Source organism: Pseudomonas granadensis (assembly GCF_900105485.1).
GTDB classification, from domain to species: Bacteria; Pseudomonadota; Gammaproteobacteria; order Pseudomonadales; family Pseudomonadaceae; genus Aquipseudomonas; species Aquipseudomonas granadensis.
This window is the reverse complement of sequence record NZ_LT629778.1, coordinates 928892-946717: the sequence shown is the minus strand read 5'-3', so window position 1 is coordinate 946717 and position 17826 is coordinate 928892. Positions and strand designations below refer to the sequence as shown.

Below are 17826 nucleotides of genomic sequence, written 5' to 3'. Positions count from 1 at the left end.
AATTCCTCTTGGATAGGTTTTCAACCATTCCACCCGATCGAACGGGCGTTCAATTCTTCCCGAACCACCCTTGTTAGCTGCCGCACATTACAAACAGTGCCGTGGGCGCCGACAAATGGTTTTCGAGGTGGCAAAAAGGGGGCCAAGCCCCCTTTTTGCTTACTGAGTCAACGCCAGGGCGTCAATTACTCAGCTGCAGCCTGAGTTTCTTCAGCTGCGAATTCTACAGTACCGCCAGCAACGTTGTTGCGACCGCGGATCACTGCGTCAGCCATCGAACCCATGTACAGCTGGATAGCGCGGATTGCGTCATCGTTGCCTGGGATGATGTAGTCAACGCCTTCCGGGCTGCTGTTGGTATCGACAACGCCGATGACCGGGATGCCCAGCTTGTTGGCTTCGGTGATCGCGATGCGCTCGTGGTCAACGTCGATCACGAACAGTGCGTCTGGCAGACCGCCCATGTCCTTGATGCCGCCCAGCGAACGATCCAGCTTTTCCAGGTCACGGGAGCGCATCAGCGCTTCTTTCTTGGTCAGCTTGGCGAAGGTACCGTCTTCGGCTTGAACTTCAAGGTCACGCAGACGCTTGATGGAAGCACGGATGGTCTTGAAGTTGGTCAGCATGCCGCCCAACCAGCGGTGATCGACGTACGGCGAACCGCAACGTGCTGCTTCTTCAGCAACGATCTTGCCAGCGGAACGCTTGGTGCCGACGAACAGAATCTTGTTTTTGCCCTGGGCCAGGCGCTCTACGAAAGTCAGAGCTTCGTTGAACATTGGCAGGGTTTTTTCAAGGTTGATGATATGAATCTTGTTGCGCGCGCCGAAAATGTACTTGCCCATTTTCGGATTCCAGTAACGGGTTTGGTGACCGAAGTGCACACCGGCCTTCAGCATATCGCGCATGTTGACTTGGGACATGATAGTTCCTTGATAAGTCGGGTTTGGCCTCCACGTATCCCAATGACCAACCAATGGCGTCAAGCCAAGGGCACCCAGGTCATCGTGTCGACACGTGTGTGGATTTAAGCCTTTCGGGGCATCCCCGGAAAGCGGCGCATTTTATACCACAGAGTGCGCAGAAACGGAACCCGAAATCTGTATTCGCACCAGGGACATGGGCGCCGCCCCCTTGGAATCGGCCCAAGGCGCACCATTGTATAGAGAGAAGCGATGCACGCCGGCGCTGAATTGCGCCATACGTCTGTTAGAATCGCGTTTTTCGGGTCGCCCATTCCACACCGGCCACCCTGTTTGTATCCGCAAGCGCCGCCGAGCGCAGAGAGAGCCTGTATGACCGTCAACCTCAAAACCCCCGAGGACATCGCTGGCATGCGCGTCGCCGGCAAACTGGCCGCCGATGTGCTGGAAATGATTGCCGAACATGTCAAACCGGGCGTGACCACCGATCAGTTGAACCAGATCTGCCACGACTACATCGTCGACGTGCAGCAAGCGATCCCCGCCCCGCTCAATTACAAGGGCTATCCGAAGTCGATCTGCACCTCGATCAATCATGTGGTGTGCCACGGCATCCCGAACGACAAGCCGCTGAAAAACGGCGACACCCTGAACATCGACGTCACCGTGATCAAGGACGGTTACCACGGCGACACCAGCCGCATGTTCCACGTCGGCGAAGTGCCGGTGTGGGCCGAGCGCCTGTCGCAGATCACCCAGGAATGCATGTACAAGGCGATCGAGATCGTCAAGCCAGGCTGCCGCCTTGGCGACATCGGCGAAGTGATCCAGAAGCACGCCGAAAAGAACGGCTTCTCGGTGGTTCGCGAATTCTGCGGTCACGGTATCGGCAAGGTGTTCCACGAAGAACCACAGATCCTGCACTACGGTCGCGCTGGCACCGGCATGGAACTGAAGGCCGGCATGACCTTCACCATCGAGCCGATGATCAACCAGGGCAAGGCCGACACCAAAGTATTGGGCGACGGCTGGACCGCAATCACCAAAGACCGCAAGCTCTCGGCACAGTGGGAACACACGCTGTTGGTGACCGACACCGGCTATGAGATCTTCACGTTGCGCAGCGATGACACCATCCCGCGCATCTCGGCCTGATCAAGTAAACGCGCCCAGCCTCATATAAAGGAAAGCCAATCGATGCCGCAGGTGGATCCCGAACTCTTCGACCGCGGCCAGTTCCAGGCTGAACTGGCCCTCAAAGCGAGTCCTGTCGCGGCGTTCAAGAAGGCGATCCGCCAGGCCCGCGAGGTCCTCGACACGCGTTTTCGTAACGGTCGCGACATTCGCCGCCTGATCGAAGACCGTGCCTGGTTCGTCGATAACATCCTGCAAAAGGCCTGGGAGCAATTTGACTGGAGCGAAGACGCCGACATCGCGCTGGTCGCGGTCGGCGGCTACGGTCGCGGTGAACTGCATCCGTACTCCGACATCGATTTGCTGATCTTGCTGGACAGCGCCGACCACGAAGTTTTCCGTGATTCCATCGAGCGCTTTCTCACCTTGCTGTGGGACATCGGTCTGGAAGTCGGGCAGAGCGTGCGCTCGGTCGATGAATGCGCCGAAGAGGCCCGCGCCGACCTGACCGTGGTCACCAATCTGATGGAGAGTCGCACGATCTGCGGCCCCGAGCGTCTGCGCCAGCGCATGCTCGACGTCACCAGCACCGCCCACATGTGGCCGGCCAAGGAGTTTTTCCTGGCCAAGCGCGCCGAACAAAAGGCCCGCCACCACAAGTACAACGACACCGAATACAACCTCGAACCCAACGTCAAAGGCTCGCCCGGCGGCCTGCGCGATATCCAGACGATTCTCTGGGTAGCCCGGCGTCAGTACGGTACCCTGAATCTGCGCGCCCTCGCCGGCGAGGGTTTTCTGGTCGAAAGCGAAAACGCCCTGCTCGCCTCCTCCCAGGAATTCCTGTGGAAAGTGCGCTACGCCCTGCACATGCTCGCCGGCCGCTCCGAAGACCGTTTGCTGTTCGATCATCAGCGGACCATCGCCGGCCTGCTCGGATTTGAAGGCGACGACGCCAAGCAGGCGGTCGAGAACTTCATGCAGCAGTATTTCCGCACGGTCATGAGCATCGCCCAGCTCAGCGATTTGATCATCCAGCACTTCGAAGAAGTCATCCTCGCCCCGGAAGACGAAGCGCCGCCGCAGCCGATCAACTCGCGCTTCCAGCTGCACGACGGCTATATCGAGGCGCGCAACGACAACGTGTTCCGCCGCACGCCGTTTGCCATGCTCGAGATATTCGTGCTGATGGCCCAGCAGCCGGAGATCAAGGGCGTGCGCGCCGACACCATTCGTCTGCTGCGCGAAAACCGCCACCTGATCGACGACAACTTCCGCAACGATATTCGCAACACCAGTCTGTTCATTGAATTGTTCAAGTGCAAGATCGGCATCCACCGCAACCTGCGCCGAATGAACCGTTACGGCATTCTTGGCCGCTATCTGCCGGAGTTCGGCTTTATCGTCGGGCAGATGCAGCACGACCTGTTTCACATCTATACGGTCGATGCGCACACGCTGAATCTGATCAAGCACCTGCGTAAATTGCAGTACACCCAGGTGTCGGAGAAATTCCCGCTGGCCGCCAAGTTGATGGCCAAGCTGCCCAAGCCTGAACTGATCTATATGGCGGGCCTGTACCACGACATCGGCAAGGGCCGGCATGGCGACCACTCGGAAATCGGCGCGGTCGATGCCGAAGCATTCTGCCAGCGTCACCAATTGCCAATGTGGGACAGCCGCCTGATCGTCTGGCTGGTGCAAAACCACCTGGTGATGTCGACCACCGCCCAGCGCAAGGATCTGTCCGATCCACAGGTGATCCACGACTTTGCCTTGGCGGTCGGCGATGAAACCCGTCTCGACTATCTCTACGTGCTGACGGTGGCGGATATCAACGCGACCAATCCAACGCTATGGAATTCATGGCGCGCCAGCCTGCTGCGCCAGCTCTACACCGAGACCAAACGCGCCCTGCGCCGTGGCCTGGAAAATCCGGTGGATCGCGAAGAACAGATCCGCCAGACGCAAAGCGCCGCGCTGGATATTCTCGTGCGAGGTGGCACCGACCCGGACGATGTCGAGCAATTGTGGGCGCAACTGGGCGATGACTATTTCCTGCGTCACACCGCTGGCGACGTGGCCTGGCACAGCGATGCGATCCTGCAGCAGCCGGTGGACGGCGGGCCGCTGGTGCTGATCAAGGAGACCACCCAGCGCGAGTTCGAAGGTGGTACGCAGATCTTCATTTATGCGCCCGACCAGCATGACTTCTTCGCGGTGACCGTGGCGGCGATGGACCAGTTGAACCTGAACATTCACGACGCCCGCGTCATTACGTCCAGCAGCCAGTTCACCCTCGACACCTACATCGTGCTCGACAACGAAGGTGAGTCGATCGGCGACAACCCTACGCGGGTCAAGCAGATTCGCGAAGGCTTGACCGAAGCCCTGCGTGACCCGGACGACTACCCGACGATCATCCAGCGTCGCGTGCCGCGCCAGCTCAAGCATTTCGCCTTTGCGCCGCAGGTGACGATTCACAACGATGCGCAGCGCCAGTTGACGGTGCTGGAACTGACCGCGCCCGATCGTCCGGGACTGCTGGCGCGGATCGGCGGGATTTTCCTCGAGTTCGACCTGTCGCTGCAGAACGCCAAGATTGCGACCTTGGGCGAGCGCGTGGAAGACGTGTTCTTCATCACCGACGCGCACAATCAACCGCTGTCCGATCCCTTGCTGTGCAGCCGCCTGCAGGATGCGATCGTCGAGCAGTTGAGCGTCAACCAGGAACCGGATATCAAGCTGTCCCGAATCAGTATCTGAACCCATCCATTACCCCGGTGGGAAGGAACACTCCGACTTCAGCCTGTTAACCAAAACCCTTGCAGGAGTGAGCCTGCTCGCGATGGCGATGCACCAGCTTGCATGAATATTGAATGTGCGGCCCTCATCGCGAGCAGGCTCACTCCTACAGGTTCGGTGAACGGCTCAGTTCTGGAGTCTTGCCCCACATTGACCGAGGCCCCCATGAACAACGCCCTGAACCAGCTCCAGCCGTACCCGTTCGAAAAGCTGCGCGCCCTGCTCGGCACCGTGACGCCGAACCCGGACAAGCGCCCGATCGCCCTGTCGATCGGCGAGCCGAAACACCGTTCGCCGAGTTTTGTCGCCGAGGCACTGGCGAACAGTCTCGACCAGATGGCGGTGTACCCGACCACTCTCGGCATTCCGGCCCTGCGTGAAGCCATTGCCGGCTGGTGCGAGCGGCGTTTCGGCGTGCCGAACGGCTGGATCGACCCGGCGCGCAACGTGCTGCCGGTCAACGGCACCCGCGAAGCGCTGTTCGCCTTCACCCAGACCGTGGTCAATCGTGGTGACGATGCGCTAGTGGTCAGCCCTAACCCGTTCTATCAGATCTACGAAGGCGCGGCATTTCTTGCCGGAGCCAAGCCGCACTACCTGCCGTGCCTCGACGAGAACGGCTTCAACCCGGACTTCGATGCCGTTTCCCCGGACATCTGGAAGCGCTGCCAGATTTTGTTCCTGTGCTCGCCGGGCAACCCGACCGGCGCGTTGATTCCGGTCGAAACCCTGAAAAAGCTGATCGCGTTGGCCGACCAGTACGATTTCGTAATCGCCGCTGACGAGTGCTACAGCGAACTGTATTTCGACGAACAAACCCCGCCGCCGGGGCTGCTCACTGCTTGCGTTGAACTGGGTCGCCAGGACTTCAAGCGCTGCGTGGTGTTCCACAGCCTGTCCAAGCGTTCCAACCTGCCGGGCCTGCGTTCCGGCTTTGTGGCCGGTGACGCCGATATCCTCAAAGGCTTCCTGCTGTATCGCACCTACCACGGCTGCGCAATGCCGGTGCAAACCCAGCTGGCCAGCGTGGCCGCGTGGAACGATGAAGTTCACGTACGCGCCAACCGTGCGCTGTACCGCGAAAAGTTCGATGCCGTGCTGGCAATCCTCAGCCCGGTGATGGACGTGCAGCGCCCGGATGGCAGCTTCTACCTGTGGCCGAACGTGCAAGGCGACGACGCCGCATTCTGCCGCGACCTGTTCGAGCAGGAGCATGTGACCGTGGTACCGGGTTCCTACCTGTCCCGCGATGTGGACGGCGTCAATCCGGGCGCCGGTCGGGTACGCATGGCGCTGGTTGCGCCGTTGGCCGAATGTGTCGAAGCGGCGGAGCGTATTCGCGCGTTCGTCACCCGCCACAAATAAACCGTTGCCCGCAGCAGAAGGTCTGATGCGGGCACTGCGGCGGGCTACTTCACCTGCCCCAGATTGGCCTCGCTCATGTCCAGTTCGCCAAGCACTTCTCTGAGGACGTCATCGCCGATCTGGTGATGACGGCTCAGGCTGTACAACTCCAGACGCTGCGCCCGCAGCGCCTTCAAACGCAAGCGACGTTCGAGCAGATCCATCTGGAAGGCCAACGCCTGAGCTTCCGCAGAATCATTGAACACGTCGAGCTGATGGCGATATTCGGACATGATCCGCGCCTTCAGTTCGGCCGCCAGTGCCGCTTGCGCGGCGTCCTGCGGGACGGCCTCTTCGGTCTCAAGCGCATGAATCGCCGCCTCGGCGGTTTTGCGCCAGGCGTCGCGTACTTCCTGACGACGCTTGTCGTCGGGACTCTTTTCGATACCGCGCAACAGCCACGGCAAGGCGATGCACGCCGAGACCAGCGACAGCAGGATTACCCCGGCAGCGATGAAGATCAGCAGATCACGCTCGGGAAACGCCTGCGCGCCGATCAACATCGGCACCGACATCACGCCCGCCAGCGTCACCGCCCCGCGCACGCCGCCGACCGTCAGCAACCAGCAGGAACGCGCGGTCGGCACTTGAGTCAACTCGCCCTTGCCGCGCAAACGGCGCAGCAGTACCGACAAGCGCCAGATGCTCTGCACCCAGACAAAGCGCAGCAACACCAGCGCGAGGAAGATCGCCAGCACGTCGAGGCAACGATAAAAAAGCGTTGGCCACAAGGTCGGTTCGTGGCTGACCACGGCCTTGATGATGTCCGGCAATTGCAGGCCGAGCAGCAGGAAAATCAAACCGTTGAAGGCAAACTCCAGCAATGACCAGACACTGCGATTGAGCAGTCGGGTGCTGGTCTGCCGTGGCAGCAGATCGAGCCAGCTCTGCATCATCCCCGCCGCCACTGCAGAGAGAATGCCCGACACGCCGAGACGTTCGGCCAGCACATACGCGGCGAACGGCAGCAGCAACATGAACACCACATGCGTGGCCGGATCGTCCCAGCCGCGGGCGATCATCCATGCGCGCAAACGTCCGACCAGCCAGCTCAAGGCCACGCCGACGGCCAGTCCGCCGAGGGCCACGACAACGAAACTCAGGCCAGCGTTGGTCAGTGAGAACACCCCGGTGATGGCAGCCGCAAGGGCGAACTTGAACGTCACCAGACCCGAGGCATCGTTCATCAACGCCTCGCCCTGCAAGACATGCATCAACGGAGTCGGCAAACGATTCTGCGCGATAGCCGAAACAGCCACGGCGTCGGTCGGTGACAACACCGCGGCCAGGGCAAACGCCACCGGCAGTGGAATTGTCGGCAATAACCAGTGAATGAAATACCCGGCGCCGACTACGGTAAACAGCACCAAACCCACCGCCAGGGTCAGGATCGGCCCGCGCAACTGCCAGAACGCGCGCTTGGGCATGCGCCAGCCATCGGAAAACAGTAACGGTGGCAGGAACAGAAACAGGAACAACTCAGGATCGAGCGCCACATGCAGGCCGAGGGTCGGCCAGGCAAGCAAGGCGCCGGCGGCGATTTGCACCAGCGGCAGTGGCAGCGGAACGATCCGGCCGATCAGACGCGAGACGCCGACCAGCATGAGCAGGATCAGGACAGTGTAAGCAGTTTGCATAAAACGTAGATTCCGGACCATCGACAGCGTTCAATTGCCATATTAACCGCTCAGGATGCGTCTGACCGTTGCACCTATGTCGCACGGTCGAGCACCCATCCCTGTGGGAGCCAGCCTGCTGGCGATGGCGGCTACACATTGAGATGGATATCGAATGATCCGACGCTATCGCCAGCAGGCTGGCTCCCACAGGTTTTGCATTGCCAAATAAAGCCAGGCGCCGCGAAACCGTTTGGTCATGGCATAATCCGACACCATTTTTTTCCAGCACCTGCAAAGGGGGCGATTCCTTGGCCGTTTTAAGCAAAACATTGCACCTTTTCGGCATCAAAGCCTGCGACACCATGAAAAAGGCGCGCACCTGGCTCGATGAACACGCTGTCAGCTACGATTTCCACGATTACAAGACCGCCGGTATCGACCGTGAACACCTGACCCAATGGTGTGACGAACACGGCTGGCAGACTGTGCTGAACCGCGCAGGCACGACCTTTCGCAAACTCGACGACGAACGCAAAGCCGATCTCGACCAGTCGAAAGCCATCGAACTGATGCTCGCGCAACCCTCGATGATCAAGCGCCCGGTGCTCGATCTCGGTGACCGAACCCTGATTGGCTTCAAGCCAGATATCTACGCGGCCGCTCTGAAGTAAGCAGCCCGTCACTCTTTGTAGAGGTATTCCCATGTCCCATTCTCTGTTCAGCATTGCTTTCGGTATCGGCACCCAGAACCGTCAAGGCGCGTGGCTGGAAGTGTTCTACGCACAGCCACTGCTCAACCCTTCGGCCGAACTGGTCGCTGCCGTTGCGCCGATCCTCGGTTACACCGAAGGCAACCAGGCCATCACCTTCACTACCGCCCAGGCTGCGCAACTGGCTGAAGCGGTAAAAGGCATCGACGCCGTGCAAGGCAAACTGCTGACCCGTCTGGCCGAGAGCCACAAGCCGCTGGTGGCGACCCTGCTGGCTGAAGACGCACAGCTGACCTCGACGCCTGAGGCCTATCTGAAGCTGCACTTGCTGTCGCACCGTCTGGTCAAGCCACACGGCGTTAGCCTGGCCGGCATTTTCCCGTTGCTACCGAACGTAGCCTGGACCAGCCAGGGCGCCATTGACCTGAGCGAACTGGCGGAAATGCAACTCGAAGCCCGCCTGCGCGGCGAGCTGCTGGAAGTCTTCTCGGTGGACAAGTTCCCGAAAATGACCGACTACGTGGTTCCGGCCGGGGTGCGTATCGCTGACGCCGCGCGTCTGCGTCTGGGCGCCTACGTCGGTGAAGGCACCACCGTGATGCACGAAGGCTTCATCAACTTCAACGCCGGCACCGAAGGCCCGGGCATGATCGAAGGCCGCGTGTCCGCTGGCGTCTTCGTCGGCAAGGGTTCGGACCTGGGCGGCGGTTGCTCGACCATGGGCACCCTGTCGGGCGGCGGCAACATCGTGATCAAGGTCGGCGAAGGCTGCCTGATCGGCGCCAACGCCGGTATCGGCATTCCGCTGGGCGACCGCAACACCGTTGAATCGGGTTTGTACGTGACAGCCGGCACCAAGGTCGCGCTGCTGGACGAGCACAACAACCTGGTTAAAGTGGTGAAGGCACGTGAGCTGGCAGGCCAGACCGACCTGCTGTTCCGTCGCAACTCGGAAACCGGTGCCGTGGAGTGCAAAACCCACAAATCGGCGATCGAATTGAACGAAGCGCTGCACGCTCACAACTAAGCACGCGGTCGACTCATTGTAGGAGTGAGCCTGCTCGCGATGGCGTTGGATCAGTAGCTGTAAGGTTGACTGACACACCGCCATCGCGAGCAGGCTCACTCCTACAGGGGCAGCGTACACCCCGCCCAATTTCACAGGGCTGAACACATGATGATTCCCTCCCCCTGGCGCGCCGACTTTCCGGCCATCGCCGCTCTGCAACGGCAGGACCAGACCTATCTGGACAACGCCGCCACCACGCAAAAACCGCTAGCCCTGCTCGATGCGCTGTCGCATTACTACGCCAACGGCGCAGCCAATGTGCACCGCGCGCAGCACCTGCCGGGCGCGCATGCCACGCAGGCGTTCGAAGACAGTCGGCACAAGGTTGCGCAGTGGCTGAATGCCGGTGACCGCGGGCAAATCATTTTTACCCACGGCGCCACCAGCGCGCTGAATCTTCTGGCTTATGGGCTGGAACACTTATTCCAGCCGGGCGATGAAGTTGTCATCAGCGCCCTCGAGCACCACGCCAATCTGCTGCCGTGGCAGCAATTGGCCCAGCGGCGACAGTTGAAACTGGTGATCCTGCCGCTGGACGCTGACGGTCTGATCGACCTCGCTGCTGCTGTGCACCTGATCGGCCCACGTACGCGTTTGCTCGCGGTGAGTCAGTTGTCCAACGTGCTCGGTGCCTGGCAGCCACTGACCGCGTTGCTCGGCATGGCCAAAGCGCAAAACGCGCTGACGGTGGTCGACGGCGCGCAAGGCGTGGTCCACGGTCGGCATGACGTGCAGGCGCTGGGTTGCGACTTTTATGTGTTTTCCAGCCACAAGCTGTATGGCCCCGATGGTCTCGGCGTGCTGTTCGGGCGCAACGCGGCGCTTGCTCAGCTCAAGCCGTGGCAGTTTGGCGGCGAAATGGTGCTGGAAGCCAACTATCACGACTCGCGCTTCCGCCCGGCGCCGCTGGGTTTCGAGGCAGGCACCCCGCCGATTGCCAGCGTGATCGGCCTCGGCGCGACCCTCGATTATCTGGCCGGTCTGGATCAGGACGCGGTGTCTGCCCATGAGGCGGCGCTGCATGATTATTTGCTGCGCGGTCTCGCCGCGCGCAACGGCATCCGCCTGCTCGGCAAGCCGCAACTGGCGCTGGCCAGTTTCGTCGTCGAGGGGGTGCATAACGCCGATCTGGCGCATCTGCTCACCGAACAGGGCATCGCCGTCCGCGCCGGGCATCACTGCGCGATGCCGCTGATGAAAGGCTTTGAGCTGGCGGGAGCGATTCGCGTATCGCTGGCGCTGTACAACGATTCGGAAGATCTGGAGCGCTTTTTCGAGGCGCTGGATCAAGCGCTGGAGATGTTGCGATGAGCCTGCCGATGGAAGCGAGCGAAGCGCTGCAGACGTTTCAGAACGCGGCGGGCTGGGAACAGCGGGCGCGTTTGCTGATGCAGTTTGGTGATCGCTTGCCGCCGATGGATGACGCAGACAAATGCGAGGCCAACCGCGTGCATGGCTGTGAAAGTCAGGTGTGGCTGGTCGGCGAGTTGCGCGACGGTCACTGGCAGTTCAAGGCGAGCAGCGATGCGCGGATGATTCGCGGGTTGGTGACACTGTTGCTGTTGCGGGTCAACGGGTTGTCGGCGGCTGATTTAAAGCAAATCGACTTGCCGGATTGGTTTAATCAGCTCGGCCTGTCGCGCCAGCTATCGCCCTCGCGCAGCAATGGCCTCAATGCCGTGCTCCAGCGGATGAATGACCTGGCTCGATAAAAGCGGCTGCTTCGCAGCCATCGCGAGCAGGCTCACTCCTACATTTTGAACGCGTTCCCCTGTAGGAGTGAGCCTGCTCGCGATAGGGCCCTCACCGGCAGCATCAAGCGTCAGGCTTGATACGATCCGAAGGCCGCCGCACCCCCGCCACAATCTTGTCCACAGCCTTGGTCGCGGCCACCATGCCGAACGTTGCCGTCACCATCATCACCGCGCCAAACCCACCCGCGCAGTCCAGTTTCACGCCATCGCCAACAAAACTCTTCTGCAAACAGATGCTGCCGTCCGGCTTCGGATAGCGCAGCTGTTCCGTGGAAAACACGCACGGCACGCTGTAATGCCGGGTCACGGTGCGCGAGAAGCCGTAATCGCGGCGCAACGTCGAACGCACCTTCGAGGCCAGTGGATCGTTGAAGGTCCGGTTGAGGTCGCACACCTGGATCAGCGTCGGGTCGATCTGCCCGCCCGCGCCGCCGGTGGTGATGATCTGGATCTTGCGGCGCTTGCACCAGGCGATCAGCGCTGCCTTGGCGTTGACTGCGTCGATGCAGTCGATCACGCAGTCGATGTCCGGCGTGATGTATTCGGCCATGGTGTCACGGGTGACGAAATCCGCCACCGCATGCACGGTGCAGTCCGGGTTGATCCCGCGCAGACGCTCGGCCATTACCTCGACCTTGGGCTTGCCGACGGTGCTGTCCAGTGCGTGCAACTGCCGGTTGGCGTTACTGACGCAGACGTCATCGAGGTCAAACAGCGAAATCTCGCCGACACCGCAACGGGCCATGGCTTCCGCCGCCCAGGAACCGACACCGCCGACACCGACGATCGCCACATGGGCGGCGCGCAAGCGTTCCAGGCCTTCGATGCCATACAAACGGGCGATGCCTGCAAACCGCGGATCTTCTGTACTCATGACCATTACCCCAAAAACCGGCGCGCATTATAGGGCTACGCAGCGACAAGTTTTAAGCTGCAAGCGACAAGTGTAAGAACTTAAGTCAGAGACGACTGCCCAATGTCAGGCATTTTCCCGTCAGTTGTACGACTGGTGAAGCGCCGGTGTAGGATGCGCGCCCCTCGGGCGTCTATCCGACCGATCCTTCGTTCCACAGCCTTTGGAACCCGAAATAGCTATGTCATCGCGTAAATTTGGACTCAACCTGGTGGTCGTGCTGGCCATCGCTGCCCTTTTCAGCGGTTTCTGGGCGTTGATCAACCGTCCGGTGTCAGCGCCGAACTGGCCGGAACAGATCTCCGGTTTCTCTTATTCGCCATTCCAACAGGGACAATTCCCACAGAAAGACCAGTACCCGACTGACGACGAAATGCGCCGTGATCTGGAGATCATGAGCAAGCTGACGGACAACATCCGCATCTACTCGGTCGACGGCTCGTTGGGTGACATCCCCAAACTGGCAGAAGAGTTTGGTTTGCGTGTGACCCTCGGTATCTGGATCAGCCCCGATCAGGAGCGCAACGAACGAGAAATCGCCAAAGCCATCGAACTGGCCAACACTTCGCGCAGCGTGGTGCGCGTGGTGGTCGGCAACGAGGCGCTGTTCCGTGAAGAAATCACTCCCGAAGCGCTGATCGTTCTGCTGGATCGCGTGCGTGCTGCGGTCAAAGTGCCGGTAACGACGTCCGAGCAATGGCACATCTGGGAGAAATACCCACAATTGGCCAAACACGTTGACCTGATCGCCGCCCACGTTCTGCCGTACTGGGAATTCATTCCGGTCGACAAGGCCGGCCAGTTCGTCTTCGACCGCGCGCGCGACCTGAAGAAGCTGTTCCCGAAAAAGCCACTGCTGCTCTCCGAAGTTGGCTGGCCGAGCAACGGTCGCATGCGCGGTGGTGCCGATGCGTCGCCGGCCGATCAGGCCATCTACCTGCGTACGCTGGTCAACAAGCTTAACCGTCAGGGCTTCAACTACTTCGTGATCGAGGCGTTCGATCAGCCGTGGAAGGCCAGCGACGAAGGCTCGGTCGGCGCCTACTGGGGCGTGTTCAACGCAGCGCGTCAGCAGAAATTCAATTTCGAAGGCCCGGTCGTCGCGATCCCGCAGTGGCGGGTGCTGGCCATCGGCTCGGTGGTGCTGGCGCTGTTGTCGCTGACCCTGCTGATGATCGACGGCTCGGCCCTGCGCCAGCGCGGTCGCACGTTCCTGACCTTTATCGCGTTCCTTTGCGGTTCGGTGCTGGTGTACATCGGCTACGACTACAGCCAGCAATACAGCACGTGGTTCAGCCTGACAGTGGGTTTCCTCCTGGCGCTGGGTGCCCTCGGGGTATTCATCGTATTACTGACCGAGGCCCATGAACTGGCCGAAGCAGTGTGGATTCACAAGCGTCGGCGTGAATTCCTGCCGGTGGTCGGCGACTCCAGCTATCGCCCGAAAGTCTCGATCCATGTGCCGTGCTACAACGAGCCGCCGGAGATGGTCAAACAGACCCTCGACGCCCTCGCCGCCCTCGATTATCCAGACTACGAAGTGCTGATCATCGACAACAACACCAAGGACCCGGCGGTCTGGGAGCCGGTGCGCGACTACTGCGCGACCCTCGGCCCGCGCTTCAAGTTTTTCCACGTTGCACCGCTGGCCGGGTTCAAGGGTGGCGCGCTGAACTACCTGATTCCGCACACCGCCATGGACGCCGAAGTGATCGCGGTAATCGACTCCGATTATTGCGTGCACCCGAACTGGCTCAAGCACATGGTGCCGCACTTCGCTGATCCGAAAATTGCTGTGGTGCAGTCGCCGCAGGATTATCGCGACCAGAACGAAAGCACTTTCAAGAAGCTCTGTTACGCCGAATACAAAGGCTTCTTCCATATCGGCATGGTCACCCGCAACGACCGCGACGCGATCATTCAGCACGGCACCATGACCATGACCCGCCGTTCGGTCCTGGAAGAATTGGGCTGGGCCGACTGGTGCATTTGTGAAGACGCCGAACTGGGTCTGCGCGTGTTCGAAAAAGGCTTGTCGGCGGCGTATTACCACGACAGTTACGGCAAAGGCCTGATGCCGGATACGTTTATCGACTTCAAGAAACAGCGTTTCCGTTGGGCCTATGGCGCGATCCAGATCATCAAGCGCCACACCGCCAGCCTGCTGCGCGGCAAGGACACCGAGCTGACCCGCGGCCAGCGCTACCACTTCCTCGCCGGCTGGCTGCCGTGGGTCGCTGACGGCATGAACATCTTCTTTACCGTCGGTGCGCTGCTGTGGTCGGCGGCGATGATCATCGTGCCGCAGCGGGTCGATCCGCCGCTGCTGATCTTCGCGATCCCGCCGCTGGCGCTGTTCGTGTTCAAGGTCGGCAAGATCATCTTCCTTTATCGTCGCGCCGTCGGCGTCAACCTCAAGGATGCGTTCTGCGCGGCGCTGGCCGGGCTGGCGTTGTCGCACACCATCGCCAAAGCGGTGCTGTACGGCTTCTTCACCACCAGCATTCCGTTCTTCCGCACGCCGAAAAACGCCGACAACCATGGTTTCTGGGTGGCGATTTCCGAGGCGCGCGAAGAAGTGTTCATCATGCTGCTGTTGTGGGGCGCGGCGCTGGGGATCTTTCTGGTCAATGGCATGCCGAGCAATGACATGCGCTTCTGGGTGGTGATGCTGCTGGTGCAATCGCTGCCGTATCTGGCGGCGCTGATCATGGCGTTCCTGTCGTCTCTGCCCAAACCTGCCGCAGCGCAGGAACCGGCGCCGGTCGTCTAAATCGGCACCGATGCACTAAACGGCGGCCAATGGTCGCCGTTTTGCTTTAAGATAACCGCCATTTTGCGGGGCTATCCTGATTCCTGTGGGAGCCAGCCTGCTGGCGATAGCGGTGCAAACATCACCGTTGATTTGACTGACACACCGTCATCGCCAGCAGGCTGGCTCCCACATTTAGTCCGTGCCCACATTCATGATTCCGGAGTTTTCCATGACGGCCCACGCCGACCTTTCGCCGACCCTCCAGCTCGCCATCGACCTGATCCGCCGTCCGTCCGTGACGCCGGTCGACGCCGATTGCCAGAAGCAGATGATGCAGCGCCTGGGCGATGCCGGTTTTACCCTGGAGCCGATGCGCATCGAAGATGTGGATAACTTCTGGGCTACCCACGGCAACGGTGAAGGCCCGGTGCTGTGCTTCGCCGGCCACACCGACGTGGTGCCGACCGGCCCGGTCAGCGCGTGGCAGATCGACCCGTTCAACGCGGTGATCGACGAACACGGCATGCTCTGCGGCCGTGGTGCGGCGGACATGAAAGGCAGCCTGGCGTCGATGACCGTTGCCGCCGAGCGCTTCGTCGCCGATTACCCGAACCACAAGGGCAAGGTCGCGTTCCTGATCACCAGCGACGAAGAAGGCCCGGCACATCACGGCACCAAAGCGGTGGTCGAGCGTCTGGCCGCCCGCAATGAACGTCTGGACTGGTGCATCGTCGGCGAACCGTCGAGCACCACGCTGGTCGGCGACGTAGTCAAGAATGGCCGTCGCGGCTCGCTCGGCGCCAAGCTCACGGTCAAGGGTATTCAGGGGCACGTCGCCTATCCGCATCTGGCGAAAAACCCGATCCACCTCGCCGCCCCGGCACTGGCCGAACTGGCCGCCGAGCATTGGGATCACGGCAACGATTTCTTCCCGCCGACCAGTTTCCAGATTTCCAACGTCAATTCCGGCACCGGTGCGACCAACGTGATTCCGGGCGATCTGGTGGCGGTGTTCAACTTCCGCTTTTCCACCGAATCGACTGTTGAAGGCCTGCAGAAACGCGTCGCCGATATCCTCGACAAGCACGGTCTGGACTGGCACATCGACTGGGCGCTGTCCGGCCTGCCGTTCCTCACCGAACCGGGCGCACTGCTCGACGCGGTGTCGGCGAGCATCAAGACCATCACCGGGCGCGAGACCAAGGCGTCCACCAGCGGCGGCACTTCCGATGGCCGTTTCATCGCGACCATGGGCACGCAAGTGGTTGAACTGGGGCCGGTCAACGCGACCATTCACCAGGTCAACGAGCGCGTTCTGGCGGCGGACCTCGATGTGCTGACCGAGATCTACTACCAGACCCTGATCAAGTTGCTCGCCTGATGCTCGCTTGCCCCCTCTGCAGTGCACCGCTGACTGCGGTCGACAACGGCGTGGTCTGCCCCGCCGGGCACCGCTTCGACCGTGCGCGCCAGGGTTACCTGAACCTGTTGCCGGTGCAGCACAAGAACAGCCGTGATCCAGGCGACAATCAGGCGATGGTCGAGGCGCGCCGCGACTTTTTGAACGCCGGGCATTACGCACCGGTGGCCAGGCGCCTGGCCGAACTGGCGACCGGTTATGCGCCGGATCGCTGGGTCGATATCGGTTGTGGCGAGGGTTACTACACCGCGCAGATCGCCGAGGCCTTGCCGAACGCTGACGGTTACGCTCTGGATATCTCCCGCGAGGCCGTCAAACGCGCCTGCAAGCGTAACCCGGCGATCAGCTGGTTGATCGCCAGCATGGCGCGCGTGCCGTTGGCGTCGGGCAGTTGCCAGTTTCTCGCCAGCGTCTTCAGTCCGCTGGACTGGGATGAAGCCAAGCGTCTGCTGAGCGTGGGCGGCGGTCTGATGAAAGTCGGCCCGACCCGCGGCCATTTGATGGAACTGCGCGAGCGCCTGTACGACGAAGTGCGCGAATACACCGACGACAAGCATTTGGCCCTGGTGCCCGAAGGCATGGCGCTGGCGCACAGTGAAACGTTGGAATTCAAACTGACGCTGGACAAGCCCGAGGATCGCGCCAACCTGTTGGCGATGACACCTCATGGCTGGCGCGCCAGTGCCGAGCGTCGCGCGGCGGTGATCGAACAGGCCGAGCCGTTCGAGACCACCGTGTCGATGCGCTACGATTATTTCGTTGTTCAATAACTTTTGGTTCCGGGCGAGTGCCCGGGGCCGGCTAAATCCGCGAATGGATTTTTCAGACCCGCAGTGAGGACATCCATGCGCCAACCGGATATCGAGATTTACCTGAAAGACGCCGACGTCGACCACAAGGCCATTTCCGCCTGGCTCGGCGCCGCGCTGGGCCCGTGCAGCGACTGGGTGCAGCAAGGTCAGACGTACAAGTGCAAGGCCGGCACCATCCCGGTGACCTGGCTGCCGAAAGCCGTGGGCAAGTGGAACAGCCTGTACCTGGAAAGTGACCAGACCCCATGGGACGACGACATCGCCTGCGCCCGTGCAGCCTTTGCTGCGCTGAACGTCGAAGTGCGCTGCGCACCGGGGACGTGGGTTGAAGAGGAAGGTGAAGAGACGGCCGATCGCTGGATTCGCATCAGCGCTGATGGTGAAGAAGAAATCACCTGGAAAACCGCATAGCACTGAGCAACGCGAATCTCATGTAGGAGTGAGCCTGCTCGCGATTGCGGTGTGTCAGTCGACACCCATGCTACTGACACACCGCAATCGCGAGCAG

The 17826-nt window shown here is 61.0% G+C and carries 14 protein-coding genes; 11 read left to right on the top strand and 3 right to left on the bottom strand.

What is annotated here, in order from left to right:
• Positions 1-185: 185 nt before the first annotated feature.
• A complete protein-coding gene (gene rpsB / locus BLU52_RS04025) occupies positions 186-923 on the bottom strand; it encodes a 30S ribosomal protein S2 (RefSeq protein WP_003222119.1) in 738 nt (245 codons plus the stop codon).
• 372 nt (positions 924-1295) lie between these two features.
• Between rpsB and map the strand changes: the two genes are divergently transcribed.
• From map to dapC, 3 genes are all read left to right on the top strand, one after another.
• Positions 1296-2078 (top strand): type I methionyl aminopeptidase, encoded by a 783-nt coding sequence (gene map / locus BLU52_RS04020; protein ID WP_090281999.1) that lies wholly within the window; start codon positions 1296-1298, stop codon positions 2076-2078.
• A 42-nt stretch (positions 2079-2120) separates the two neighbouring features.
• The gene (locus tag BLU52_RS04015) at positions 2121-4823 is read left to right on the top strand and encodes a [protein-PII] uridylyltransferase (RefSeq protein WP_090281998.1); all 2703 of its coding nucleotides are present in this window, start codon (positions 2121-2123) and stop codon (positions 4821-4823) included.
• 204 nt (positions 4824-5027) lie between these two features.
• Positions 5028-6227 carry a succinyldiaminopimelate transaminase gene (gene dapC, locus BLU52_RS04010; protein ID WP_090281997.1) on the top strand — a complete coding sequence of 400 codons (1200 nt, stop codon included), beginning with the start codon at positions 5028-5030 and terminating at the stop codon, positions 6225-6227.
• Between the two features lie 44 nt (positions 6228-6271).
• Here dapC and BLU52_RS04005 read toward each other — a convergent pair whose 3' ends face one another.
• Positions 6272-7903: a Na+/H+ antiporter gene (locus tag BLU52_RS04005; protein WP_090281996.1), complete on the bottom strand. Its 1632-nt coding sequence runs from the start codon at positions 7901-7903 to the stop codon at positions 6272-6274.
• Between the two features lie 344 nt (positions 7904-8247).
• On the opposite strand from BLU52_RS04005, the gene BLU52_RS04000 reads away from it, so the two are divergent.
• From BLU52_RS04000 to BLU52_RS03985, 4 genes are all read left to right on the top strand, one after another.
• Entirely contained in the window at positions 8248-8556 is a 309-nt protein-coding gene (locus BLU52_RS04000) for an arsenate reductase (protein ID WP_042607053.1), read from the top strand.
• Positions 8557-8587: 31 nt separating this feature from the next.
• The gene (gene dapD, locus BLU52_RS03995) at positions 8588-9622 is read left to right on the top strand and encodes a 2,3,4,5-tetrahydropyridine-2,6-dicarboxylate N-succinyltransferase (protein WP_090281994.1); all 1035 of its coding nucleotides are present in this window, start codon (positions 8588-8590) and stop codon (positions 9620-9622) included.
• A 147-nt stretch (positions 9623-9769) separates the two neighbouring features.
• A complete protein-coding gene (locus BLU52_RS03990; protein WP_090281993.1) occupies positions 9770-10975 on the top strand; it encodes an aminotransferase class V-fold PLP-dependent enzyme in 1206 nt (401 codons plus the stop codon).
• Positions 10972-11376: a SufE family protein gene (locus BLU52_RS03985; protein ID WP_090281992.1), complete on the top strand. Its 405-nt coding sequence runs from the start codon at positions 10972-10974 to the stop codon at positions 11374-11376. The genes BLU52_RS03990 and BLU52_RS03985 overlap by 4 nt, the downstream gene beginning before the upstream one ends.
• A gap of 103 nt (positions 11377-11479) precedes the next feature.
• Here BLU52_RS03985 and tcdA read toward each other — a convergent pair whose 3' ends face one another.
• Positions 11480-12298 carry a tRNA cyclic N6-threonylcarbamoyladenosine(37) synthase TcdA gene (gene tcdA, locus BLU52_RS03980; protein WP_090281991.1) on the bottom strand — a complete coding sequence of 273 codons (819 nt, stop codon included), beginning with the start codon at positions 12296-12298 and terminating at the stop codon, positions 11480-11482.
• Positions 12299-12512: 214 nt separating this feature from the next.
• On the opposite strand from tcdA, the gene BLU52_RS03975 reads away from it, so the two are divergent.
• The 4 genes from BLU52_RS03975 to BLU52_RS03960 all read left to right on the top strand — a co-directional run bounded on the left by BLU52_RS03975 (position 12513) and on the right by BLU52_RS03960 (position 17729).
• Positions 12513-15104, top strand: a complete 2592-nt coding sequence (locus BLU52_RS03975; RefSeq protein ID WP_090281990.1) for a glycosyltransferase — start codon at positions 12513-12515, stop codon at positions 15102-15104.
• 211 nt (positions 15105-15315) lie between these two features.
• Positions 15316-16467, top strand: coding sequence for a succinyl-diaminopimelate desuccinylase (dapE, locus tag BLU52_RS03970; RefSeq protein ID WP_090281989.1), 1152 nt, complete (start codon positions 15316-15318; stop codon positions 16465-16467).
• A complete protein-coding gene (locus BLU52_RS03965) occupies positions 16467-17276 on the top strand; it encodes a putative RNA methyltransferase (RefSeq protein WP_090281988.1) in 810 nt (269 codons plus the stop codon). The genes dapE and BLU52_RS03965 overlap by 1 nt, the downstream gene beginning before the upstream one ends.
• Before the next feature lie 75 nt (positions 17277-17351).
• Entirely contained in the window at positions 17352-17729 is a 378-nt protein-coding gene (locus BLU52_RS03960; RefSeq protein ID WP_090281987.1) for a hypothetical protein, read from the top strand.
• Positions 17730-17826 lie beyond the last annotated feature (97 nt).